The organism is Tuberibacillus sp. Marseille-P3662, assembly GCF_900178005.1.
In the GTDB taxonomy this organism is placed as follows: Bacteria; Bacillota; Bacilli; order Bacillales; family Sporolactobacillaceae; genus Marseille-P3662.
Genome location: NZ_FXBS01000002.1, coordinates 20,480 through 43,349 on the forward strand (window position 1 = coordinate 20,480; position 22,870 = coordinate 43,349).

The 22,870-nt window shown below is 41.5% G+C and carries 29 protein-coding genes and 1 riboswitch; of the genes, 6 read left to right on the top strand and 23 right to left on the bottom strand.

What is annotated here, in order from left to right; translation table 11 throughout:
* Nucleotides 1-10: 10 nt before the first annotated feature.
* The 4 genes from B9Y89_RS00230 to B9Y89_RS00245 form a co-directional block, all read right to left on the bottom strand.
* Nucleotides 11-484 (bottom strand): helical membrane plugin domain-containing protein, encoded by a 474-nt coding sequence (locus tag B9Y89_RS00230; RefSeq protein ID WP_085520490.1) that lies wholly within the window; start codon nt 482-484, stop codon nt 11-13.
* Complete coding sequence (fdhF, locus tag B9Y89_RS00235) at nt 459-3,452, bottom strand: formate dehydrogenase subunit alpha (protein ID WP_139822659.1); 2,994 nt, start codon at nt 3,450-3,452, stop codon at nt 459-461. Before fdhF ends, B9Y89_RS00230 begins: the two co-directional genes overlap by 26 nt.
* A gap of 85 nt (nt 3,453-3,537) precedes the next feature.
* Nucleotides 3,538-4,722, bottom strand: a complete 1,185-nt coding sequence (locus B9Y89_RS00240; RefSeq protein ID WP_085520494.1) for a site-2 protease family protein — start codon at nt 4,720-4,722, stop codon at nt 3,538-3,540.
* Between the two features lie 41 nt (nt 4,723-4,763).
* Nucleotides 4,764-5,621 carry an MBL fold metallo-hydrolase gene (locus B9Y89_RS00245; RefSeq protein ID WP_085520495.1) on the bottom strand — a complete coding sequence of 286 codons (858 nt, stop codon included), beginning with the start codon at nt 5,619-5,621 and terminating at the stop codon, nt 4,764-4,766.
* 95 nt (nt 5,622-5,716) lie between these two features.
* On the opposite strand from B9Y89_RS00245, the gene B9Y89_RS00250 reads away from it, so the two are divergent.
* Nucleotides 5,717-6,049, top strand: coding sequence for a hypothetical protein (locus B9Y89_RS00250; protein WP_085520497.1), 333 nt, complete (start codon nt 5,717-5,719; stop codon nt 6,047-6,049).
* Between the two features lie 69 nt (nt 6,050-6,118).
* Here the strand turns inward: B9Y89_RS00250 and B9Y89_RS00255 are convergent, their stop codons facing one another.
* The 6 genes from B9Y89_RS00255 to B9Y89_RS00280 form a co-directional block, all read right to left on the bottom strand.
* Nucleotides 6,119-7,057 (bottom strand): peptidoglycan-binding protein, encoded by a 939-nt coding sequence (locus B9Y89_RS00255; RefSeq protein WP_176222046.1) that lies wholly within the window; start codon nt 7,055-7,057, stop codon nt 6,119-6,121.
* A 229-nt stretch (nt 7,058-7,286) separates the two neighbouring features.
* A complete protein-coding gene (locus B9Y89_RS00260) occupies nt 7,287-7,799 on the bottom strand; it encodes a FixH family protein (protein WP_085520500.1) in 513 nt (170 codons plus the stop codon).
* On the bottom strand, nt 7,800-8,234 hold the full coding sequence (locus B9Y89_RS00265) for a disulfide oxidoreductase (protein WP_085520502.1): 435 nt from the start codon (nt 8,232-8,234) through the stop codon (nt 7,800-7,802).
* The gene (locus B9Y89_RS00270; RefSeq protein ID WP_085520504.1) at nt 8,227-8,982 is read right to left on the bottom strand and encodes a DsbA family protein; all 756 of its coding nucleotides are present in this window, start codon (nt 8,980-8,982) and stop codon (nt 8,227-8,229) included. The genes B9Y89_RS00265 and B9Y89_RS00270 overlap by 8 nt, the downstream gene beginning before the upstream one ends.
* Before the next feature lie 225 nt (nt 8,983-9,207).
* Nucleotides 9,208-9,765, bottom strand: a complete 558-nt coding sequence (locus tag B9Y89_RS00275; RefSeq protein WP_085520506.1) for a GbsR/MarR family transcriptional regulator — start codon at nt 9,763-9,765, stop codon at nt 9,208-9,210.
* Nucleotides 9,766-9,967: 202 nt separating this feature from the next.
* A complete protein-coding gene (locus tag B9Y89_RS00280) occupies nt 9,968-10,123 on the bottom strand; it encodes a DUF1540 domain-containing protein (RefSeq protein ID WP_085520508.1) in 156 nt (51 codons plus the stop codon).
* Between the two features lie 140 nt (nt 10,124-10,263).
* Nucleotides 10,264-10,365: riboswitch (SAM riboswitch) on the top strand.
* Nucleotides 10,366-10,472: 107 nt separating this feature from the next.
* Between B9Y89_RS00280 and msrA the strand changes: the two genes are divergently transcribed.
* Entirely contained in the window at nt 10,473-10,943 is a 471-nt protein-coding gene (gene msrA, locus B9Y89_RS00285) for a peptide-methionine (S)-S-oxide reductase MsrA (protein WP_085520510.1), read from the top strand.
* Nucleotides 10,944-11,077: 134 nt separating this feature from the next.
* Here msrA and B9Y89_RS00290 read toward each other — a convergent pair whose 3' ends face one another.
* The 3 genes from B9Y89_RS00290 to B9Y89_RS19500 form a co-directional block, all read right to left on the bottom strand.
* A complete protein-coding gene (locus B9Y89_RS00290) occupies nt 11,078-12,205 on the bottom strand; it encodes a S8 family serine peptidase (protein WP_085520512.1) in 1,128 nt (375 codons plus the stop codon).
* 15 nt (nt 12,206-12,220) lie between these two features.
* A complete protein-coding gene (locus B9Y89_RS00295) occupies nt 12,221-12,571 on the bottom strand; it encodes a hypothetical protein (RefSeq protein WP_085520514.1) in 351 nt (116 codons plus the stop codon).
* Between the two features lie 137 nt (nt 12,572-12,708).
* Entirely contained in the window at nt 12,709-13,077 is a 369-nt protein-coding gene (locus tag B9Y89_RS19500; protein WP_085520516.1) for a phosphotransferase, read from the bottom strand.
* Between the two features lie 149 nt (nt 13,078-13,226).
* On the opposite strand from B9Y89_RS19500, the gene B9Y89_RS00305 reads away from it, so the two are divergent.
* Together B9Y89_RS00305 and B9Y89_RS00310 are read left to right on the top strand one after the other, a co-directional pair.
* Nucleotides 13,227-13,736 carry a hypothetical protein gene (locus tag B9Y89_RS00305; protein ID WP_139822660.1) on the top strand — a complete coding sequence of 170 codons (510 nt, stop codon included), beginning with the start codon at nt 13,227-13,229 and terminating at the stop codon, nt 13,734-13,736.
* Nucleotides 13,730-13,972 carry a hypothetical protein gene (locus B9Y89_RS00310; RefSeq protein ID WP_085520520.1) on the top strand — a complete coding sequence of 81 codons (243 nt, stop codon included), beginning with the start codon at nt 13,730-13,732 and terminating at the stop codon, nt 13,970-13,972. Before B9Y89_RS00305 ends, B9Y89_RS00310 begins: the two co-directional genes overlap by 7 nt.
* Before the next feature lie 289 nt (nt 13,973-14,261).
* On the opposite strand, the gene B9Y89_RS00315 is transcribed toward B9Y89_RS00310, so the two are convergent.
* Entirely contained in the window at nt 14,262-14,519 is a 258-nt protein-coding gene (locus B9Y89_RS00315; protein WP_085520522.1) for a hypothetical protein, read from the bottom strand.
* 295 nt (nt 14,520-14,814) lie between these two features.
* Here B9Y89_RS00315 and B9Y89_RS00320 point away from each other — a divergent pair, with 295 nt between their 5' ends.
* Both B9Y89_RS00320 and B9Y89_RS00325 read left to right on the top strand, forming a co-directional pair.
* On the top strand, nt 14,815-15,459 hold the full coding sequence (locus tag B9Y89_RS00320; RefSeq protein ID WP_085520524.1) for an ABC transporter ATP-binding protein: 645 nt from the start codon (nt 14,815-14,817) through the stop codon (nt 15,457-15,459).
* Nucleotides 15,449-16,234 carry an ABC transporter permease gene (locus B9Y89_RS00325; RefSeq protein ID WP_085520525.1) on the top strand — a complete coding sequence of 262 codons (786 nt, stop codon included), beginning with the start codon at nt 15,449-15,451 and terminating at the stop codon, nt 16,232-16,234. The genes B9Y89_RS00320 and B9Y89_RS00325 overlap by 11 nt, the downstream gene beginning before the upstream one ends.
* Before the next feature lie 75 nt (nt 16,235-16,309).
* Here the strand turns inward: B9Y89_RS00325 and B9Y89_RS00330 are convergent, their stop codons facing one another.
* The 9 genes from B9Y89_RS00330 to rfbA form a co-directional block, all read right to left on the bottom strand.
* The gene (locus tag B9Y89_RS00330; RefSeq protein WP_085520527.1) at nt 16,310-16,495 is read right to left on the bottom strand and encodes an aspartyl-phosphate phosphatase Spo0E family protein; all 186 of its coding nucleotides are present in this window, start codon (nt 16,493-16,495) and stop codon (nt 16,310-16,312) included.
* A gap of 187 nt (nt 16,496-16,682) precedes the next feature.
* The gene (gene tlp / locus B9Y89_RS00335; RefSeq protein ID WP_085520528.1) at nt 16,683-16,913 is read right to left on the bottom strand and encodes a small acid-soluble spore protein Tlp; all 231 of its coding nucleotides are present in this window, start codon (nt 16,911-16,913) and stop codon (nt 16,683-16,685) included.
* 93 nt (nt 16,914-17,006) lie between these two features.
* Nucleotides 17,007-17,519 carry a hypothetical protein gene (locus B9Y89_RS00340; RefSeq protein ID WP_085520530.1) on the bottom strand — a complete coding sequence of 171 codons (513 nt, stop codon included), beginning with the start codon at nt 17,517-17,519 and terminating at the stop codon, nt 17,007-17,009.
* A gap of 95 nt (nt 17,520-17,614) precedes the next feature.
* Nucleotides 17,615-18,748 carry a dTDP-4-amino-4,6-dideoxygalactose transaminase gene (gene rffA / locus B9Y89_RS00345; RefSeq protein ID WP_085520532.1) on the bottom strand — a complete coding sequence of 378 codons (1,134 nt, stop codon included), beginning with the start codon at nt 18,746-18,748 and terminating at the stop codon, nt 17,615-17,617.
* A 9-nt stretch (nt 18,749-18,757) separates the two neighbouring features.
* Nucleotides 18,758-19,123, bottom strand: coding sequence for a DMT family transporter (locus B9Y89_RS00350; RefSeq protein WP_085520534.1), 366 nt, complete (start codon nt 19,121-19,123; stop codon nt 18,758-18,760).
* Nucleotides 19,124-19,140: 17 nt separating this feature from the next.
* The gene (locus B9Y89_RS00355; RefSeq protein WP_085520535.1) at nt 19,141-19,806 is read right to left on the bottom strand and encodes a GNAT family N-acetyltransferase; all 666 of its coding nucleotides are present in this window, start codon (nt 19,804-19,806) and stop codon (nt 19,141-19,143) included.
* Entirely contained in the window at nt 19,790-20,788 is a 999-nt protein-coding gene (locus B9Y89_RS00360) for a glycosyltransferase family 2 protein (RefSeq protein WP_254901142.1), read from the bottom strand. The genes B9Y89_RS00355 and B9Y89_RS00360 overlap by 17 nt, the downstream gene beginning before the upstream one ends.
* On the bottom strand, nt 20,769-21,800 hold the full coding sequence (rfbB, locus tag B9Y89_RS00365; protein WP_085520539.1) for a dTDP-glucose 4,6-dehydratase: 1,032 nt from the start codon (nt 21,798-21,800) through the stop codon (nt 20,769-20,771). The genes B9Y89_RS00360 and rfbB overlap by 20 nt, the downstream gene beginning before the upstream one ends.
* Entirely contained in the window at nt 21,790-22,740 is a 951-nt protein-coding gene (gene rfbA / locus B9Y89_RS00370; protein ID WP_085520541.1) for a glucose-1-phosphate thymidylyltransferase RfbA, read from the bottom strand. Before rfbA ends, rfbB begins: the two co-directional genes overlap by 11 nt.
* Nucleotides 22,741-22,870: the final 130 nt, after the last annotated feature.

The window sequence follows — 22,870 nt, forward strand, 5'->3', positions numbered from 1 at the left end:
AATGAGAAAATCAGACCTCTTTACCTGCGCCTTTTAAAAAACTTAGTAACGCTGTGACCGTTCGATTAATCTCTGGGTCTTTCAATGCTTTAACAAGATCGAACATCGACACTTTTTCCCCAGCCTCTAAATGCTTTGCCGCATTGCTCATGCCTTCGTTAATATTCGTCGCCAGCCCTTTGAATTGATGCACATCAATCTCACCCAGCATTTGCGCCATATTCATCATGTGATCTAAAGAATGACTTATGCCGGGTTTATTGAATTCCCGTGCCGCTATTCCCATGACCCTGTCACCTTGACCGAACATGCCGTTCAGCAATTCAAGGATGCCGCGTTCATGTAAATGATGCAATAATTCCAAGCATTCCAGAACCGATGCCTTATTGTCTATTAGAGCTGTTAGGATGTCTTCTGTATCCTTCTGCTTTTGCTCATCTTCAGACATCTTTATAGGTTCAATATCGGTTATCGGTTTTGCCATGTCGACTCATCTCCTTTTTCTTACGAATGACTTCACCTGGAAAAACGTAATCATCTCTGGCCCATTTGTTCTCGACAAGGACGCCTTGCTGTGGTGTCCGCTTGCCATAACGGTGATTGTTATCCGGCATGGGTCGTGCACCTTCAACTTCCAAAACGTCCATTCGCACAGCCGTATCCTTATAAGCCGGTGTATCAGTGTCCTTATCAACCTCGCTAGACGTCAACCGGTTGATCGCAGCCTCGCCGTTATCATTCATAGGCACATAGATTTCCTTATCTTTTACGCGGTCGGTCACAAGGATATGACCCTTGGCAGCGCCGTGTCTTGACACTAACCGGGCGACTGATCCATCTTTAATACCTCTATCTTCCGCCAAATCAGGAGAGACTTCAAAAAAAGCCTTAGGTGTTTTACGCGTAATGCCTTCCGACTTATAAGTCATATTGCCTTCATGAAAATGTTCAAGCAAGCGACCATTATTAACGTGTAAATCATACTCATCATCCGTGCCTGTCGTTTCGGTCCAATCGACAGGGAACAAACGAGCCTTACCATCCTCAAATGCAAATGCCTTGGTATACAGCAATGGCTCATCCGTTCCATCAGCTCTAACCGGCCATTGTAAACTTTGATACCCTTCAAGTAAGTCATAGCTAACCCCTTTAAACAAGTTGGCAAGACTAGCAGCTTCATCCATAATTGCTGATGGATGATGATAACGCCAATCTGCCCCCAGGTGATTCGCTATCAACTGGATGATCTGCCAATCTGGCTTAGCATCACCCAACGGTTCAAGCACTTGGTACAATCGTTGAATGCGTCTTTCGGTATTCGTAAATGTTCCTGCTTTTTCTAAGCTTGGAACGGCAGGTAAAACAACATCCGCATATTGGGCCGTCTTTGTTAAGAACAATTCCTGAACGACGAAAAAGTCCAGTTTTTCATAAGCCGCTTGGACATGATTCATATTGGAATCAACGATACCCATATCTTCACCTTGCAAATAGAGGGCCTTCAGCTGATCATCATGAATCGCTTCAACCATTTCATGATTATCCAACCCCGGTTCATCTGGGAGCTCTGTCCCCCAAGCTTGTTCATAGCGCTTACGCACCTCATCATTATCAATTGGCTCATAACCAGGGAATGTATTCGGCATACTACCGAAGTCACTGCAGCCTTGGACATTATTATGACCTCGTAGCGGATAAGCCCCTGTCCCAGGACGACCATAATTGCCTGTGACTAATAGAAGGTTTGAAATGGCTGTAGACGTGTCACTCCCGCCTTTCTGCTGTGTAACCCCCATCGCCCAACAAATGGACACAGAACCAGCGTTATGAATCGTCTCAGCAACTTTTGTCAACATAGCCTTCGACAAACCTGTAATTTGTTCCGCTTGGTCTAATGTATATTTTTCGAGATGCTCTCGGTAATCGTCTAATCCGTTAACACGTTCTGATAAAAAAGCGGCATCTTCCCAACCCTGTTCTAGAATATAGTGAGTTACAGCAGATAACCACACAAGATCAGTACCGGGCTTTGGTTGGATAAATACATCTGCTCTTTCTGCCATCTCATGCTTACGAATATCAGCAACTATAAGCCCTTGACCGTTTAGTTTATGCGCCCGCCTAATTTTGGAAGCAAGCACCGGATGGGACTCTGCAGTGTTAGAACCAATGGTTATGACTAAATCCGCTTTTTCTAAATCTGACATTGAACCACTGTCACCACCATAGCCGACAGTTCTAAACAATCCTTTTGTGGCCGGTGCCTGACAGTATCTTGAACAATTATCAATATTATTGGTCCCGATCACTTGTCGACCTAATTTCTGCATTAAGTATGACTCCTCATTGGTCGCTTTCGATGATGAAATCAAACCAATGGCATCGCTTCCATCTTTTTGTTTAATGGATGACAGGTTAGTTTTGATAACGTCCAATGCCTCCTCCCACTCGACTTCATGAAAGCGATCCCCTTTACGCACTAACGGTTTGGTCAGGCGCTCATCACTATTGACATAATCCCAACCAAATTTTCCTTTGACACAAGAAGAGATACCGTTGGCAGGTGAATCCGGTTGTGGTTCAACTTTTAAGATTTTTCGATCTTTTGTCCATACATCAAATGAACAGCCCACGCCACAATACGTACACACGGTTTTCGTCTTTTCAATCCGTTCCTCGCGCATCGCCGCTTCCGAATCCGATACTGACATTAATGTACCATAGCCATTTTCTACTTTTTTCGTTAAATCGATCATCGAACGCATTGTCCCCTTTTCAAGACCCGTCATGTAACCGGCTTCCCCAACCATTGACTTTTCCATCAAGGCATTACATGGACAAACGGTCACGCATTGACCGCAGTTAACACAACTTGAGTCATCAATCGATGTTCCACCATCCCACATCACCCGGGGTTGATCCAGTGACCAGTCAATGGACAGTGTTTCGTTCACTTCGACATTTTGACACGCTTCGACACAGCGGCCACATTGAATACATTGGTCAGGGTCATAACGATAAAAACTCCCTGAAGGATCCTCTTCATAAGGTTTGAACGCAAACGGCTGATCCTGATGTTCAATTCCCATCGCTTTCACTGTATTGTGCACATCACAGGCTCCGTTGTTATAATCACAGACCGTACAATACAATTCATGATTCACGAGGATTCGATTCATCGCTATTTTTTGGGCTTGCTCAGCGTCCGGCGTTTTCGTGTTCACCTTCATTCCGGATTCAATCGCTGTACTACAGGCACGCTTTAATTCACCATTGACTTCTACAGTGCACGTATCACACGTCGCAATCGGTCCTAAGCTTTCATGGTAACAAAGCCCATGAAGCTCCATACCCATTTGATGCATGAACGTCATTAAATTGTCGCCCGGATGAGCATGATACTCCGTATCATTCACCGTAATGACTGCATGTTCCCGATCAGCCAATCTCATAACCTCCCCCAATAAACGAATGAATTTAACTTAATATTTATTAAAAATCACATGGATAGAACTGTTGTCTACCCATGTGTATTAACTACATAAATTGACTATACCCACGAATCGAATCTAAGATCATTTGTGAATAATACAAAGTTGTCGATAAGATGATAGCTAAAAGAATATAGGCAATAAATACTTTCCATTTTGTTTTCGTATCAGCTTCGTAATAGGTCTCCATCGTCTGCTGTTCTTCACGGATATTTTGTAACTGCTTTAATAGACTGCTCATCTGAGATTGCCATTGTTCGTCATCTTCAATGGCCTGCACAGCTTGAATCATATTAATATACTTTTGCTTCTCTTCACGCAGCTGTTCACGGGCCAATTTTTTGTCATCTTGAAAAAATGGAATATACCATTTCTCGTTAACCGGCGCTAATTCATCTTCAATAGACTGCGCCTTTGTTCTGTAATGGCGAACGAGATAAAATATCATCCCTTCATTACGAATCGGTCCATCTTCATCATGAAATGAGTGTTGGTAAAACAAGTCATTCCGGAGCTCCTTAAGCAACTCCCGACGGTCCTCAAGTGCCTTTTCACTTAACTTTAACCGGCGCAATCGATAATTATCCCGAACACGGTGCCACCAGTTAAACAGCCCGAAGACTAAGATTAACAGGATTAACGGAGACTTGGTAAAATAAAAATATACCGCAATGCCAATCAAACCGACAAACCAAAGTTTTGTCGATAACAGACCTACAACGCGCCCACCATCTAAAGGTGATACCGGAAAAAGGTTAAACAGATTCAGCATAGACCCTAGAAAAATGACCAATGCCCATATCAGCCCGCCATCAAAATAGTACATGACCACACCAGGAATGATGGAAATCAGCCCCGCCAATGGTCCCGCATATGCAATATAAGCTTCCATTTTGGCATCCTTAGGCTGTTCCTTAAGACCAATAACGGCACCCATGAAAGGCACAAACACGGCGGGACTTGTTTTCAAGCCTTTTTGCTTAGCAGCAATTAAATGCCCCATTTCATGGACGAAAAGAAGGTATATGAGGACAACGGCAAATGTCCAGCCGAAGAATATGGCGTAAGCCCCTAATGAAATAAATAAACTAATAAACGTACCACCAAATTTGAACAGCTTGAGTAATGCAAAGATCGACTTAAGCTTAGTCAAAATGAGGGCGCCAATCGTCGCCAAAATCCCCTTATTCTTAAAATTGTTCTTATTCTTAGCCTGTGGTTGGTCTGGCATAATAATCTCCCTACTGGTTTTTATACTACTATTTTAGCATATCAAATATGAACCTTCAGACCATCATAAGCAAATGATATCGGCAATTCTTTAGCCTGTAATTGTTTTTCCACTTGACAGAGGTCATCGTAACTGACACGATCGGGTTCCTCCACATGGGTTAAATAACAGCACTTAGGTGCTAACCGCTCAACGATATGTAACGTTTCCTGGAACGTCGCTTCCTCATCAAGCACTGGATGATTCTCAGCGAGATGCTGTTCACCTGTAAGGGGATGCGTTCCAAATACACCTGTAGGTAAAATGACGAGATCCATATGTTGCAGTGATTCATCCGGGATCCAACCATTTAATTCATCGGGCGCGATTAAAACACGATGATGGTGATCTTCTATTATAAAAGCATAAACATAATCCTCCGCTAGCCGCAACGGTGTAATCGTTACATCGCTGATAACAATATGCTCACCATCCAAGATCGTATGCGTCCTGAGGGATTTTTGTTTATCTTCCATGAATGCAAAATGGTCGCGGATCCCAAGGTACGCCTCAGCATCAGCAGCCACTTGTTCAGGAAAATAAACATCCGTCATGCCATTAACCGGCGGCCACTGACTAAAGTCGGCATTCAAGGTTTCAAATATCCTTCTTCCCATTGTATGATCAGGGTGCCAATGAGAGTACAAACACGCTTTAACAGATGGGATGTTCGCCCGGTTGAGCTGCATCGCGATATCTTCTGAAGTATCAATCAATAACTGAATATCATGGATAAAAACCCCCGGACCGCTACGACTGTAAGGAACCCCCTTGACTCTAGCCTCCTGACATACCTGACAATGACAACCCGGTCGAGGCGTTCGAATCGCACCACCCGTTCCAAGGAATTCAATTTGCAAAAATGTCCACTCCCTTTATCTATCGTCTCATTATTTCCATTGACCCTTTATAAGTATTACAATTAAGAATAACTTTATAAACTGAGGTGACCGTCATGAATATCAAAAAACGCGGTGATTTAATTGTCGACCATTACGGTAACTATTACTACGCGATCGATGAAAAAGGTGAAACAATCGTTCTCGTTAATGCCTTTATGGACCTTACTTTCCGCCGGGAATTGGACGACCTCTATTTCGAGGAATACCAAGGCCAATTAGTAGGGGAACGCCCGATGGACATTCTTAAAGGTAATATTGACATTATTCTTAGCAATCAAAGCAAGTTAAAAATTTACCCTATGGAAGACGTTGAAGCTCATTATAACGTCATCATCGAACCACTTTACACCCCTTCCGATTCTCCTGCGTCCTACAGAACGTCTTAGCATCGGCTAATAATCATTTCTGTATCAACAAAAAAATCCCTCCTGAAGCAAACAGGAGGGTTCAATTCATCAATTTAAAACTTTTACTTTAACCGTCTTCCTGCCCCAATCCAAAGCCTCCTCTCGATCAGACATAAAGACATCAATTCGACGGCCTTGAATATCTCCACCTGTATCACCCGCCACCGCATAACCATAACCTTCAATATAGAGCTTTGTGCCAAGTGGAATGATGTCGGGATCAACCGCTACTACTTTAGCACCGGGATTAGCGCGTAGATTAATACCCGTTGCTGTTGTTCCAGAACAACCTGAACAATAGGCTGTATAAGCCGTACTTTCGACGTGAAGTTCCTTCACGGCCGTTTGTGCTTTTTTTGGTGGGTTGTTCTCTTCTTTAGAATGATTGGACTGGGCGGTCTTATTAGTGTGATTCGTTGTTGTTTTCGACTTAGTTGCTGTAGCCGCTACCTTTCGCTTCTCAGGATCATGATGCATGGCCTTAAACGTTTTGGGACCAACAATGCCATCGACTTTAATATCATTCTCTTTTTGAAAGCGCAACACAGCTAGTCTTGTTTTTGAACCATAGATGCCGTCGATATCTCCACGATAATAGCCTAGTTTCTCTAGATCTTCTTGAATCGTCTTAACCTCTTCGCCCTTTTTTCCTTGATGCAACAGTTCACCAGAGTATTCAACCTTTTTATTCAGTTCCTGTTTCGTATTAGGGCCGACCAAACCATCTACTTTCAAGTCATGTTCTTTTTGAAAATCACGGACAGCCTTCTCAGTAGCGGCTCCAAAGTAGTTTGAGGTTTTATTGATTTTATAATAGCCTTCTTTATGTAAAACTTTTTGGAGTTCTTTAACATGGTCATCCTTCATGCCCTTTGCCATTAGGTCGTTTCCGAAGTGAGCGTTCGCTACGGTTGGGATAGCCAAAACGGTTCCCGTTAATGTCGTCGTAACCGCTGCTTTCTTTAACAAGGCATAATTGGCTTTCATAAAGCACCCTCCTCTGAAAAAACATTCTCTATCATACTGATATTGACTAACAACACACTTCATAACTTACAGTTGTGTTACAAGTATTAGAGAGCGCCTAGTTCATTCGGGATTGACCATGTCTCGTTGCCGAATTCATAGGACATTTCGCTATATTCACTTTGTAATATTTTTAAAACATACGAGATAAAAAAATAGGAACAGTCCCCCAAAAAGGACCGTTCCTTCATTAAGATTCTTGTGGTTTCCGTCTGCGAAAGATCAACAAAAGTATGACCAATAATACAATCCCAACACCTAAACCGATGAACCACATCATACTGTTTGAAGCATTTTCAACAGTGATGGTTTCGTTATGAGTGGCAACAGTCTCCCCATCCATCGTAGTCATCACGACCATCTTCCATTCGCCTGACTCTGGCAATGTAACATCGCCTTGATATAAGCCATCATCAGTTTGCTGTAACGAGAAAGGCTTCGCTTGCTGATCCTTTTGGAAAACGGCTGATACTTTCACATCTGACGCAGGTTCATTTGTATCTTTCGGATGATCCTGATTAAATTGAATAACTTTGACTTCCATTTTATTGCTTTGTTCCACCGTCATTTGATAAACACCAGTGACTTTTGTAATCATATATTGCTTCTTTGAATCATCCTTAGCGCTAACCGGATGAATCATCATTATAATCAATATTAGCACGGATATAACTATCAATGATTGTCGGATTCGTAATATCAATTAAGAACGCTCCTTACTTTCGTGCCGCCAGAGATACCAATCGCGCCATAGCATAACAGAAACAAGAATAAAAGCCATCAAAGCAAGAAGTGGAATGGTCATAAACCCGAGCCATTGAATATACTTGCCGCTGCATGGAACGGTTCCTGTACATATCGTTTGAAACAACCCAAGATGTTGCTCAGCGAGATGCAAGATTGAAATCAACCCGCCAATGACAGTTAAAGGTAACAGATAGACACTCATCCCGCGATCATTTTTAAAACAGGCAATACCGAGCAGAATTACCATCGGATACATACAAATCCGTTGGAACCAACATAATTTGCAGGGTAAGAATCCAGCAATTTCACTAAAATAGAGGCTGCCTACCGTCGCGATGATGGCAACCAACCAGGCACCATACAAGCGACCGTTCAGACCGCTATCATTCATTGCCGGTTGACTTCCCTTCGATGGCCGTTTGGATACGGCTTTTAATCGCCTTATAGTCAAATGGATCTTGTATGAGTTCACCGTCGACAAACACCATTGGCGTTCCTTGTAAATCGAGTGACATGGCCATTGATTTATCCCCGCTAACCTCATCTTTATAACTCATATCATCTAGAGCTGCTTTAAATGATCCCATATCAAGCTCCGGAACTGTTTGCTTCGCGGCATCTACTAACAGCTCGTCCGTTACCCATTTGACGTTTTCACTTTTTTGCCGATCATACAGTTCATGATGAAACACCCAAAAATGATCAGGGGCCAAGTCAAAAATCGCTTCAGAGGCGTTAGCTGCTTTCACGGAATTCTGATCAATCACCGTATTATTAATAAAGTAAAATTGGACTTTTCCTGTATCAATAAAATGCTTCTTTAACTGCGGAAAAATTTGTTGGTCGAATTGACCGCAATACATGCAACGATAGTCCCCAAATTCCACGACTTTAACCGGAGCATCTGAGTCCCCTGTCATAGGTTGCCCTTCGTAACTCAACCCTTGCTGATCATTTTGACTTGTGTCCTGATCTGACGAATCCTGCCGGCTCAAAGCAATACCTAATATGATAAAGACAAGAAGCAATATAAACACGGTCCCCAAAACTATCCACTGCCGCTGTTTTTTTGTCTGTTTTGCTTTGTCTCTTTGTATACGTCGCTGCTTCTTTTTTGCTTGTTCGTGATTCTTAGTCATGGCGAATCCCCCCCATTTCTTTCTATTTATAAACTATCTTACCAGACAAATTCAAAAAATAGTTTGAAGACTTTATGAAAACTGAGTCAAATAATATCATATGAATCTTCACTATTATATCAAATTAAAGATGGGACATACAGTATCTTTACATACATAAAAAAAGCCCTCACATGTAGGACTTTTTAGTTACTCTGATAAACGTTATCGATTTTAACATTTGGATCATTCATGGGACTCGCCGCTGTCAGAACGAACTTTTGGGAAGTAATCAAAGATATCCCGTGTTTCCATAGCATAAGCTAGGCGCAAGGTCCAATCCAAATAGTCAGTCGTTTCGCTAATCCGTTCTAAATCTTGATCAATTTGTTCTTGCAGCTCCTCTGATTCTGTATTGTTTCTTAGTTCAAGAAGATCAGGTCGAGCTTTTTCCGTTGCTTTTAGCAAAACACTTCTTTCCTGACGTAATTTTTTCGCAAAGAAGTTTAAATAGTTCTTAAAAAAGTCCTTTTCAGCGATGAAATGATCTTTTCGTTGCCCCTTTTTCCAAACCTTACTGACCATCTCGGTATCCATCAATTCTCTAAGACCGTTGCTAACGCTGCCTTTGCTCATCGCCACTTGTTCTTTAATTTCATCCATGGACAAGGGACGATCGGAAAAGTAAAGTAAGCCATAAATCCGCCCTACGGAAGGTGTAACGCCATAAATCACCATGGTTTGAGCTATCGCACTGATCACCACATCACGTGATTCTTCTAATTGAGCCTCTTCTTCATTCACAGCCTGTCACCCCAAATCTATCGGTTAAATTATTTTATAAACCACAATCAAAAAGTTATAATAAAAAGGCTTTGCCATGACCCATTAAACCAGTTTTTAATCCTGTTTTTCAAGTAGTTAAGAAAAAATTTTATAGGCAAAATAAATTTTATAGATAAAATTGGGTGAAGAAAGACAGCCGTATGGCTGTCTTCCTCATTCATTAGTGTCGAGGTTCAAACGTCTTACAGTCCGTTTCCTCTTGGTCTGAGGCTTTTGTCCCATTATGACTGATGACATAAATGGCATCAGCATGACACTTGTTACCTTCTCCCCAATAGACACAATTTTCAACTTCACACAATACATCTTTTGCCAAGAGAATCCATCCCTTTCGTCATTAGATGATTGATGCATGATTAGTTTCTGATGAACTAAGCAAAAAATACATACAAATTCATTGACATCAGTGCCTACTGTAGAATATATTAGATTTATTATAAAAAAAATGAAGCTTACTTCTTATTTAGAGAGGTGGAGGGACTGGCCCTTTGAAACCTCGGCAACGGATCCATATGGATACCGTGCTAATTCCTGCGGTGATTCGCCGAAAAATAAGAAGAGACGGATGAATAAAGCCTGCCAATCCCTCTTCTTATTGATGAAGAGGGATTTTTAATTGTATTCGTATGATCATTATTATAAGCAACGAAGGGAGTTATACAAAAATGGCGATTGCAACTTTTGGCGCTGGATGCTTCTGGGGTTCAGAAGCCTTTTTCCGGGACGTTGACGGTGTGAAACAGACAACAGTGGGTTATCTTGGAGGGGATTACGAAAATCCGTCCTATGAAGATGTGAAATCAGGAAAAACCGGTCATGCTGAAGTCGTTCAAGTTGAATTTGACCCAAATGTGGTCAGTTATGATGCCTTGCTCAACTTATTTTGGGAAAATCATGACCCAACCCAGCTTAACCGACAAAGTGACGACGTTGGGGAACAATACAGATCCGCTATTTTTTATCACGACAACGATCAAAAAGCAGCCGCTGAACGGTCAAGGGCAGATAAAGTTAATTCTGGTGCCTACAAGCGTCCCATCGTAACCGAAATTACACCAGCTTCAACGTTTTATAAAGCTGAAGAGTACCATCAAGATTATCTGCAGAAGAATGGTCTGGCCAGCTGCCATATATAAAATGAACCAGATACGTTAAAGCAGCCATTGCCCATATAAGAGCGGTGGCTGCTTTGTTTATTCTATAACATGGAATTGGCTATTTTTAAACCAGTAGTCCTCCAGAACTCACATGGGTAGAAACACTTCTCTTGTCAGAAATGATATTTGCCTCCTAGTAGAGAAACAATCACAGCCAGTATATTCAAGATGACAAGCAAAGAAAGACTAATGGTGACTGTTTTTTTGGGGAAATTGATTTGTCTTTTCCTTTTCCTGATGAAGTACACTAACAGGAAGCCCACTAATCCTATAACATATACAATGCTAATCATCTTAACAGCTAAAAGTAAAACAAGAGAAATAGGTCGCTGACTCTTTATATATTTTTGCAGATTTTCTTGCAATGCATTTTTTATCAGCGGTTGATTATAGCTTTCTCCATTTTGTCTTTTTTTCTGAATGATTAAAGCTGCGTAGCCCGATGTATAAGCCGTCGCATATGACACCCCTGTATCAAGCGTCATTTTGTTATCGAACCAAAGAGAAACAATGTCTTCCCCCGGGGCATACACATCAACTTTCTTCTTCTTAAACTCATCGGAATATATCTTACCTTCCGTATTCAGCATGCCTACACTAATGACTTCAGGGTATGTTCCTGGATAAGAATTATGTGTGTCATCGGGATATAGAATATTTCCTGATGAGGCAATAATAATGATGTTTTTGTTAGCTGCCCTTTTGATTGCCTCATGTAGTTTAGAGTTCCCTTTTTGGAATTCTAAACTAATGTTAATGACATTAACGTTTTGTTTAATTGCCCAGTTAATTCCATCAATGAGGTTCTCATATTTAACGTTTCCATTTTCATCGGCCACTTTCGCAATATATAAGTCAGACTTGGGAGCAATACCGCGCATGTTAAAATGGTTTTCTCGTGCACCAATAATCCCGGTAATCTTCGTGCCATGACCATTATCAACATCAAATTTTTCCGGATCATTGCCCACAAAATTTCTGCCTTTGATAACTGAAAGGTCTTTACTTTCCCTATCAATTCCCGTATCCAGTATGGCGATTTTCACATGTTTCCCCGTAATATTTTTTTGATACCACTTATGAAGACTACCGCCGATTTCTTGCTGAGCAAATTCTGGTTTACCTTTCTCTTGCTCCATTATTGTTCTAGAATCATCTTTTTCCTGCTGTTCACCAGCGCATCCAGCCAATTGTGATAAACATAAAGTAAACAAAAGGATGACAATGATGTGCTTTTTCATGATATGACATCCTTTTTACGGGAGTTTTTGATACCATTTGTGTGTATTCCAGTATTTGCTATGTCCTATTAGGGGTGAACAGTTACGCTTATATGCTTTGCAGTAACGCAATGCGTCAGTTGCCATTCCAGGTACGCAAAGTGCAATTCCAACTGTGATTTTATAGCAATCTGATGTAATAAAATTTTTATGCCCATACCCATTGTCATCCAAACAATAAGGCCAGCCACCACCCGAAATTTTTCCATCTTGTTTGTCGGTTGAGTGATCTATATAAATGAGAGATTCAGGGATCTTTTTACTTTGCTCCTTTTCTATATTTTTAGCTATCGGATGACCGCTTTTGCCTAGAAGGCACAGTTCCATCCATAAAGTCCTTTAGAGAATCAACGGGCCTTTTCACAAACCTAGATTTAAAACTTAGGCTAAAAAACAGAACCTTCGCTTAGCTGAGATTGTTTTCTCTACGGAATGAAATTGAACTTCTTAATCCCAAAAGTCAATCACAGGTTTGTCATCCCTGAAAGCTCTACGTCAATGAAACTAAGGTAACGGCTAATGAGTTTCTGTGGATTGTTTAGTATATCTTGAATATCCAAACGTTTGGGAATTTTTCCCGCCATATAAAAGAGACGAAGGGACGTGCCTACTCTCACAGCTTCCTCAGTTAAAGGACATTGATAACCGTCCATAAAAGAGGACCACAGGTCATCTAATTGGTCTGCAGCCATTAAATGTATACGGGGAACACCTATGTCAAAGGCCTCATGCCCAAACCCACACTCATCAAAATCTAAACAGTACCACCCATGATATGAATTCATAACATTTCCAAGGTGACAATCACCATGGACAAATCGCTTTTTCTCCATGTCATATTTTTTTGAGAAACACTCAAAATTTGGTCATGTCACGGATTCCAAACATGCATATTTCATCTAATTCTACGATGTTAACCTCGGTTACGTTTCAATTGATCAAGCATGTTATAATAAAAGAAAAAGATAAAAAAGGCTGCGTTATGATTAAAGAAAATTTGACGGGCAAAACTAAAGACATCTGTTTTCGATCCCTTAGACGTAAGGATCTTCAGGATCTGAGAGTAGCCAAAAAGAATGGATGGCTGTTTGATTGGCGGAAGGCGTTTATTGAGGCCTTTAACGTTTATGGAATTTTTGTTATAGGTGATCCCCAGGTACAAGGATTGATCGCTCTTGCTCCAAATGCTCAAAATCAATTAGTGGATGTCGATTTGATTGAGGCGGCTCCTCAAAACAAGTGGAAGCATCATTCCCAAGTATATGCTGGCATCGGGAAAACTCTTATCGCTTTTGCAGCGTTCCTAAGTTTCAAACAGTCCTATGAAGGATATATCGGGCTGGCGATTAAAACAAACTATAATGAGGAATACTATACAAGCCTAGGGGCGGTACGAGCCCGAGGAGGGATTCCGCCTTATTACTTTTTTCCAACCTCGGCTTCGTATGAATTAGTGGAAACATACCTTTCAGGAGGTGTTCGCTGGTGTTAAAAGATATTGTAATCCGTACAGAATCGGGATTTAAAGTCAAAAAAGTCTCAGAGGAAAAAATGGATCGTGAAGACAAAAAATTTGAAAAGGCGTTTTCGGACGGCGTCTTTGCTGTTCCATCAACCCAGAAACCCAACTATCGTTTTCAAGATCTATACAACTATGCATTAAAGAAAGGTGTCACTCCGGAACAATTAGGTGATGAAGAATGGCAGATGTTTAAATCGGATGAATAATTAAAAAGACAAAATAGATTATCTCCTATCTTTGCACTCTTCAAAAAGTGGATGACGTCCTACCCACCACTGCTTTTCTTATCTCAAAGAATATTCCTGTTAACGCAAACCCCGGTTATTTTAAATGGAATATAAAAAATTGGACATAATAAAGCCACCTTTTAGGTGGCTTCTATACCGCAAAGGGCTGTATCCGCTCTTAATTGAGTACTATACCTTATTCTTAAAAGGTTAGTGGCGCGAATTTCTGCTGATTCCGCTTTAAGAGCACTTTTCTTAAGAATTATCACTATTTGACCGCGTCTACGATGTTCTTAGCATCCACCATCGTCAAGCGATATCTTTCTCTTATTGTTTTTATCGTTTTCATTTCCGTTGAAGTTTCTAACAGTTCCTTTGCTTCGTCTTTTAGGTCATCATATCCATTGTATTTCCTTAAAAGCCTAGCATTTTCTTTTTTTAAAGCGCTTATTTCACGCATTTGGATGAAGTAGCCAATTGCAAGACAAAGTATAATGATAAACGAACTTATCTCTGACCATGACATTGGAAAACCACCCTTCACTTTTGAATTCATCTAAATTGTTGGCTATGCCCCTCATTCTACGAAGCTAACCTCTGTTTCGTTTCACATGGCCTTTATTTGTCTGTCAATCCCACTGCAGCACATAATAAACCAACGTCATTAATAAAATCAACGCAAAGAACAACCAGCCCCACGATTTATTACTCACGATTTTCACCTGCTTTTTTAACATATACTACTGTTATCATAACCAACCTTTTTCTTGAAGTAAATAATGGGCATAATAATAAAAAATGATGTTGGGAGTGTGGCGGATTTGTTTCAGCTAACGAACGTCAAATTTAAAGACATCATCGCCATTCCTTCATTAGCTATTAATGAAGGCCAAATCACCAGTATTGTTGGCGAGAGTGGCGGTGGGAAGACAACACTGCTCAAACTGTTGAATCATTTAATCACCGCTGATGAAGGCAAAATGACATATAATGGCGAACGGATCGATGAACTCGATCCAATCCAATTAAGACGTGAGGTGATCATGTTGCAGCAAATGCCTGTGATGTTTGATGGTGATATTAAGCACAACCTGACCATCGGATTAACCTTTTCAGATGCAGAAGATCATGTCACCGAGGAAGAGATGAAAGAGATGTTAGATATGTTTCATCTTCAAAAAAATCTTCATGATAATGCCGCTGATTTATCAGGTGGGGAACAACAGAGAGTCGCCTTGGCGCGAGTTCTATTAATGAACGCCGAGGTCTATTTGCTCGACGAACCGACTTCGGCACTAGACGACCACACGGAAGAATCCATTATGCAACGTTTTATCGATTTTATTAAGAAAAAGAATAAAACCGTGATCATGGTCACCCATTCCAAGAGCATGGCGGAAACATATAGTGATAACGTCATTCGCATTGACGATATCAATAAGGTTGTGACGTCTCATGGAGAATAAAATCATTGATATAACACTCTTACAATTAATCAGTGCCTATGTTTTCATCTTAATTCTGCTCGTCATTGTCAAATTAAGAAAAATTCCTCGTGAAAAGGAAATTATCATTGCGACGTTTCGAATGACATTACAGCTCACGATTGTCGGCTACATCTTAATTTATGTCTTTGATCACGCGAATCCCTTTTTTACCATCGTCATTATCTTAATTATGGAAGGTTTTGCGATCTTCAATGTCTATCAGAGAGTTAAAAACAGCCTCGGATACGATCTTAAGAAGGCGGTTGCCATCTCTTTGGCATCAGGGACACTCATTGCTCTGATTTACTTTAACTTTGTTGTCATTCATTTCAGCCCTTGGTATAACCCGCGTTATTTCATCCCGATTGCCGGCATGGTGATTGGTAATGCGATGACGGGTGTGACCCTGGGAGCCAATGCCTTAACTGAAAGTATGACTTCCAAACGAGCCCACGTCGAGCAGGCCCTTATGCTGGGGGCGACACCCAAGCAAGCAACGCATGACGTTATTAAGCATACATTTGATAACGCTATTCTCCCAACAATCAACAATATGGTCGGGATGGGCATTGTCTTTTTACCAGGCATGATGACGGGCGTGATATTATCCGGTGTGAGTCCCGTTCTAGCAGTAAAATACCAATTAGCGATCATGCTTGGCATCACTGGCAGTGTCTCTTTATCTGTGATTATCTTCGTTCAGCTTGGTTACAAATCATTTTTTAACCACCGGCAACAACTGAAAAACGACTAGAAGCTGCTAACCCCTCAGCAGCTTCTTTACTTGAATGTTGTATTGGATCGACACCAGTAGCTTGTCTACTTTTTTTCATGTCCCTGTCTTAGCAAGCATTATACGTTGATACATGATGATTAAAATATCAAGTTCACGACTTCGCTCGACCGTCGCTTTGTTTTTCATCCCTTGTCGATTCGCTGTAGAAAACATCTCTTCCCGCTTTCTCGTAATCGATTCAAGTAATTCTGATTCTTTAACACTTTTAATCTCCAACATAGAATTCCCTAACCCCAATACATAGTTCTTGTGAAAAACGCACAAATAGAATTATGCCTAGTGTTGAATAGAATTTCAATCACTTTGACAAAACTTATAATAAATAGACAATTTTCTTCTAGGGTATTCATGATCCGACAATTATCGACAACATATTAAAAGCGGCCGTTTAGGCCGCTTAATGACTTTAATGATCCCTGGCTTCATCGCTCATTTCAGCACGCATGCCCTTAATGGCCTCTTCGCGCCGTTCATTTTTTTCTTTTACCGCTTCACGATCTTTCCCATCTAAATCGTCATCTTTCATTGTTTTATGCGATTCTTCAATATTCTCAATTGTGTTTTGCACCATGTCCTGTAACTTCTCGACATTATCACTGCGGTCATCAGGTTTGGGTTGACGTGGTCTGTCTGCCATCGTGATTCCTCCTCTATATAGTATTCATGGGTTATTATCTACCCTGAAAACAGCTATATCCACGATTAAGAGAAGGAATTTATGGAAGACATATTAACTTTGCTGTAAGTGGATCGGCGTCATATGTTTCATACTTTGCTGACTGGCGTACCTTAATTGCGACCAAAATGCTTTCAGTTCATCTGAAGAATGATTTTGAATCGTCATCTCCAACCACTTCAGTTCCTCAGCCAGACGTGGTGCGGAACCGATCCAAATTTTATTCCCTTTAATATTAACTTGATAAGGATGTTCAAAATGAAACGGTAAATAATAATCCTTATTATTTGGGTGGGTCATGATATGTTCAAAGACGGTTCGCCCTTTCATGAGTTTCGCTATAAATAGCGGGAGACCATCATTTTTCGCCGCCGCTTTCTTAAGCATGTCCAAATAGGGCATTTCGCCAATCTCAACGGAATCGAAGACTTCGTCCCAATTCAAAGTTTCCCGGTAAGGTGTCAAATGCCCAAGCTGTTGCATCGATAATTCCAGTTCTCTATATAAAGGGTCGTCTTTAGTTAACTCCGTCACTGGCAAAGGCTTTAGTTCAGCCACAATAGCCATGGTAACCTTCCTCCTGTCAACAGATTTCTTCTAAGAGCATTCGATCAATAAAGGTTACCAATGGGTGCATGGGTAATATTGGATGACCCCAGTCTCTATGAATGGTTATAAAATTGGTGAACAACGTCAGCCACATAGTCTATGTCTTGATCCGATAAACCATAATACATCGGCAAGCGTAGCAGCCTTTGACTTTCTTTTGTCGTATGAAGATCTTCACCACTAAAAACGCCATATTTTTTTCCAGCCGCCGCGGTATGCAAGGGTACATAGTGAAAGGAAGCAGTAATATCATGGGCTTTTAAATGGCTCATTAAGGCGGTTCGCTCGGCTAAATCAGCCGTTTTAACATAAAACATATGCGCGTTATGGACACATTCCGGGGGAATATAAGGGAGATCAATGATTTGATCACGATTAAGGTCCTGAAGAGCTTCATTATACCTCTCCCAGTGACCAAGCCTTTGCTCATTAATGGCTTCCGCGTGCTCTAATTGAGCATATAGATAAGCCGCATTCAAATCACTCGGAAGCAAGCTTGAGCCAATATCCACCCAAGAATATTTGTCCACCTGCCCGCGCAAAAATTGCTTGCGATTCGTTCCCTTTTCTCGAATAATTTCCGCCCTGTCTGCAAGGGAAGGGTCATTCACCAATAATGCGCCGCCTTCACCACTAGTATAGTTCTTTGTCTCGTGAAAACTATAACAACCTAAATGGCCAATTCCCCCGAGCGGCCGGTCCATATATGTACTCATCACACCTTGAGCCGCATCTTCAACGACGTACAATTGATATTGGTCAGCTACTGCCATCACCTGAGCCATGTCACAAGCAACACCCGCATAGTGAACGACCACCACCGCTTTTGTCCGTTCCGTAATTGCAGCTTCAATCAGCTGCTCATTTATGTTCAAGGTATCTGGCCGAATATCAACGAATACAATACGAGCACCCCGTAGCGCGAAGGCATTAGCTGTTGATGTGAAAGTGTAGGAAGGCATAATCACTTCATCACCTTCCCTAATATCTAATAAAACCGCACTTAACTCAAGTGCGTGCGTACAGGATGGCGTTAACAGAGCTTTATATGCCTTTGTGTGACTTTCAAGCCACTTCTCGCACTTTTTAGTATAGGCGCCGTCGCCTGATAAACCACCATGATTGATGGCCGATAGTACATATTGCTCCTCGTGTCCGGTGACTGCCGGACGATTAAATGGTATCATCATGATCACCTACGCTGATTGACTTGAGACGATAAGGCCGGAGATGACCAACAATAATCCGATGACTTTTAGCCAACCAATCGACTCGTTAAAAACCATTGCTGAAAGAAATACGACCAACACAAATGATAAACTCATGAATGGATATGCATAACTAATCGCAAATTTGGTCATCGCTGCCATCCAAAATAACGCCGCCACAAAGGCAGCTGCCAATCCCGAGAATACAAAGGGATCAAACACCAATTTAAATAAAAACAAGAACTTATCCCACAGGTCTTCCGGCAAGCCTTCAGTTTGATTCATGCGCCACTTTAAAATAAGTTGTCCATAAACGGTAAAGACGATCGTTCCAATGATATAAATATAGCCCATACTTGAGCCCCCTAGCTTTATGGCTGAACTTTATGATAAACATCAACCACCTCTTTAAAGGTGAAACCGAGGGAATGATATAAATTGACCACCGGCAGATTGGCTGCCGAAACGGAACTCGACAATGATGAGTGACCAAGTGAAAACAAATGGCGGCACGCTTCACTCCAGAAATACTTAGCCATGCCTCGGCCGCGAAAAGTGGGTTTTAAAGCATGCAGTAAAATGCGTTCATCATGATAAGCGAAAAAACCGGCAAGCTCTTGTTTATAATACAATGCTAACACGCCACCGCTGTCCGCAATATCATACAACCAATTCACGTACCTTTGATCAGCCTGCTCAGGGTCAATATGAAAATCCCGGTGAAAACGGTCATACGTGAACGTGTTCCGGCACATGGGTGTAAGAGTGTCCACTTGTTCGACTTGCTTCACCGATACAAACTGTTCGTAAACCGGGGTGAACCCACCTCTATCACACACAGGTTCCAAGAGTGTATCACAATAGTAAAAACCATGTTTATGTAACAACTCCTTAGACACCAAAGGAGGAACCTTAATGGAAAAGTGGCCGTCAAGACCCTTTATCGCATTTAACGTCTCGGTATCACATGTCGCAACTTCATAGGTCTTATACCCTAAAGCCCGCTCATCCCAAGGGGTTTCAATCACTTTGTTCATAGCGCTCACCTTTTTGCTTCAGCATTCTGACAGGTTCCTCATCAAAGCCAATTTTGCTACGAATGACGTAGAGGGGCCGTGCCTTAGTCTCATCAAAAACTTTACCAATATATAGACCAATAATACCTAGATTGGCAAACAAAAGACCGCCAATAAAATAAATGGATACCATGACGCTTGTCCAACCGGCAACAGGCTGGTACAGGAATAAATATTTATAAATCAAAAAACAGCCATATAAAAAGGATATCAAGGCCACCATAAATCCAAATTTAATTGATAATCGCAAAGGCTTATTCGATTGAGAAGTAATGCTATCCAACGCAAACCGAAGTAATTTTTTCAGAGAATAGCTGGACTGGCCACTATGGCGCTCGGCATGTTCAACATTCACTGCCGTCCACCGAAATCCCAACCATTTTAGAGACAACGGATAAGAACGACTCTGTTCCCGAAGCGTAATCACTTCATTAATGACTTGCCGTGAACAGATGCTAAAATTAGCAATAGTGTGATCAAAGGGTTCATCTGTCAAATAACTATATAATGCATAGAACATTTTTGAGGATAATCGCTTAAAGAAACGATCTTTCCGTTCCGTCCGTCTGGCAAAGACGATATCATAACCCGTTTGCGCTTGTTCATAGAGCTTAGGAATTTCCTCAGGCTGATCTTGTAGATCGCAATCCATGACCACCACCCAGTCACCTTTGGTATAATCTAACCCTGCAGTGATTGCATGATGCTGGCCAAAATTGCGTGATAACGCTATTGCTTTGATGCGTATGTCTTGATCACACAATTGCTGCATCACCGGCCACGCCTCATCTGGACTTTGATCATTGACCAAAATCACTTCAAAGTGAGGAGTGATCGGTTCTAAGGTGTTCCGGAGTCTTTGATAGAGTTCCTTAAGACACGATGCACACCCATAGACAGGAGCAACGACTGAAATATCTGGTTTATACGATGTTGTTGTCAATATACCATGCCACCGTTTCACGAAGGCCATCAGCTAAAGGAATTTCTGCTTTCCATCTCAATTCATTCTCGATTTTTTCTGGATTAATCGAATAACGACGGTCATGACCGGGGCGATCTTGGACAAAGGTGATCAAATCACGGTAGCTGCCGATGTTTGCAGACGACCTGACGGATTGATATTCGTCTAATAACTCACAAATCTTCTCTGCAATATGAATGTTATATTGCTCATTTCGACCACCGATATTATAGACCTCACCGCTCTGACCATGATGAAAAACGAGATCGACTGCGCGGCAGTGATCCTTCACATGCAGCCAATCCCGGACTTGTTTGCCATCGCCGTAAATTGGAATCGCTTGTTCCGCTAAGGCCTTCCGGATGATTGTTGGAATTAATTTTTCACTATGTTGCCGCGGACCATAATTGTTAGAACAATTCGTAATCACGGCATCCAGTCCGTACGTTTGCTGATAGCTTCTGACTAACATTGCAGCCCCAGCCTTGGATGCGCTGTAGGGATTATTAGGTGTATACGGGGATGTCTCGAGAAACGCCGTTTCATCCGGTCGTAATGTCCCATAGACCTCATCTGTTGAAATGTGATGAAATCTTCCCTCTTTAGACTGCCCGCGGTCAATCCAATGGCGCTTCGCCTTTTTCAATAACTCATAGGTTCCAAGTAAGTTGGTTTTAATAAACGGATCCGGTTCATGAATCGCATTATCAACATGGGATTCCGCCGCAAAGTGAATAAGATCAGTAATCCCATAGTTCGTAAACACTTGTTCTAAAATCTCACTGTCACCAATATCGCCTTTAATAAATTGATAATTTGGATGCTGTTCAACCGCCTGTAGGCGATCCGCGTTTCCTGCATAAGTGAGTTTATCCATATTAATGATCGTATCCTGGGGATGTTGATCTAAATAATATAAGATAAAATTCGAACCAATGAACCCGGATCCGCCGGTTACTAAAACTGTTCTTCCACTATCGTTATTCAGCATTCTCCATCCACCCAAAATCTCCATGGTGACCGCCAAAAATGGGGTCCCAGTATTGTTGTCTGTGTTTGCTTTTCGCTATGTCAAACAAATATTGCCCATAAGCATTATTTTTATACTGCTCCGCTCGTGTCGTCAGCTGTTCTTGATTAATATTCCCCATATAATAAGCAATTTCTTCTAAACAAGCGACTTTAAATCCTTGACGGAGCTCAATGTTTTTCATAAATTCGGATGCTTCGTGCAGGTACTCATGTGTCCCCACATCCATCCACACAAACCCGCGTCCAAGCAACTCAACATGCAACTGCCCCTGCTCACGGTATAGATTATTCAAGTCCGTGATTTCTAGTTCACCTCGATGAGAGGGTTTCAAAGATTTCGCGTATTCCACCACTTGATTGTCGTAAAAATATAATCCAGTGACAGCAAAATCCGATTTTGGTTGTTTTGGCTTCTCTTCAATTGACAGCACACGTTTGTGATCGTCAAAATCAACGACACCAAATCGCTCCGGATCTTTAACACGGTGGCCGAAGACCGTAGCCCCATTGGTTCTTTCCAATCCGTCGGCGACTTTACGCAAAATCGATGTAAATCCTTGTCCATAGAAAATGTTATCGCCTAAGATGAGCGCAACACTATCTTGCCCGATAAAATCCTCAGCAATTGTGAAGGCTTCAGCAATTCCGTTGGCTTCTTTTTGTACTGCGTACTGAAGATTAATGCCATACTCACTTCCATCGCCAAGCAAGGTCTGAAACCGTTCGTGATCATCTGGCGTTGTAATCAGCATAATATCGTCAATACCAGCCAGCATCAATACAGATAACGGATAATAAATCATCGGCTTTTGATAGATCGGGAGCAGATGCTTGTTATTTACAAGTGTCAACGGATAAAGTCTCGTCCCTTTACCCCCCGCAAGTACGATACCTTTCATATTACAGTCCCCCTGTCAAAAACAACTTTTTACATAGGATGAGCAACAAGAGACCATTTTATCCTACCGTTTGCTACAATTAAGACTTTTAGCGGATATTACCCTGTATCTAAATCTTTCAAACAACAAA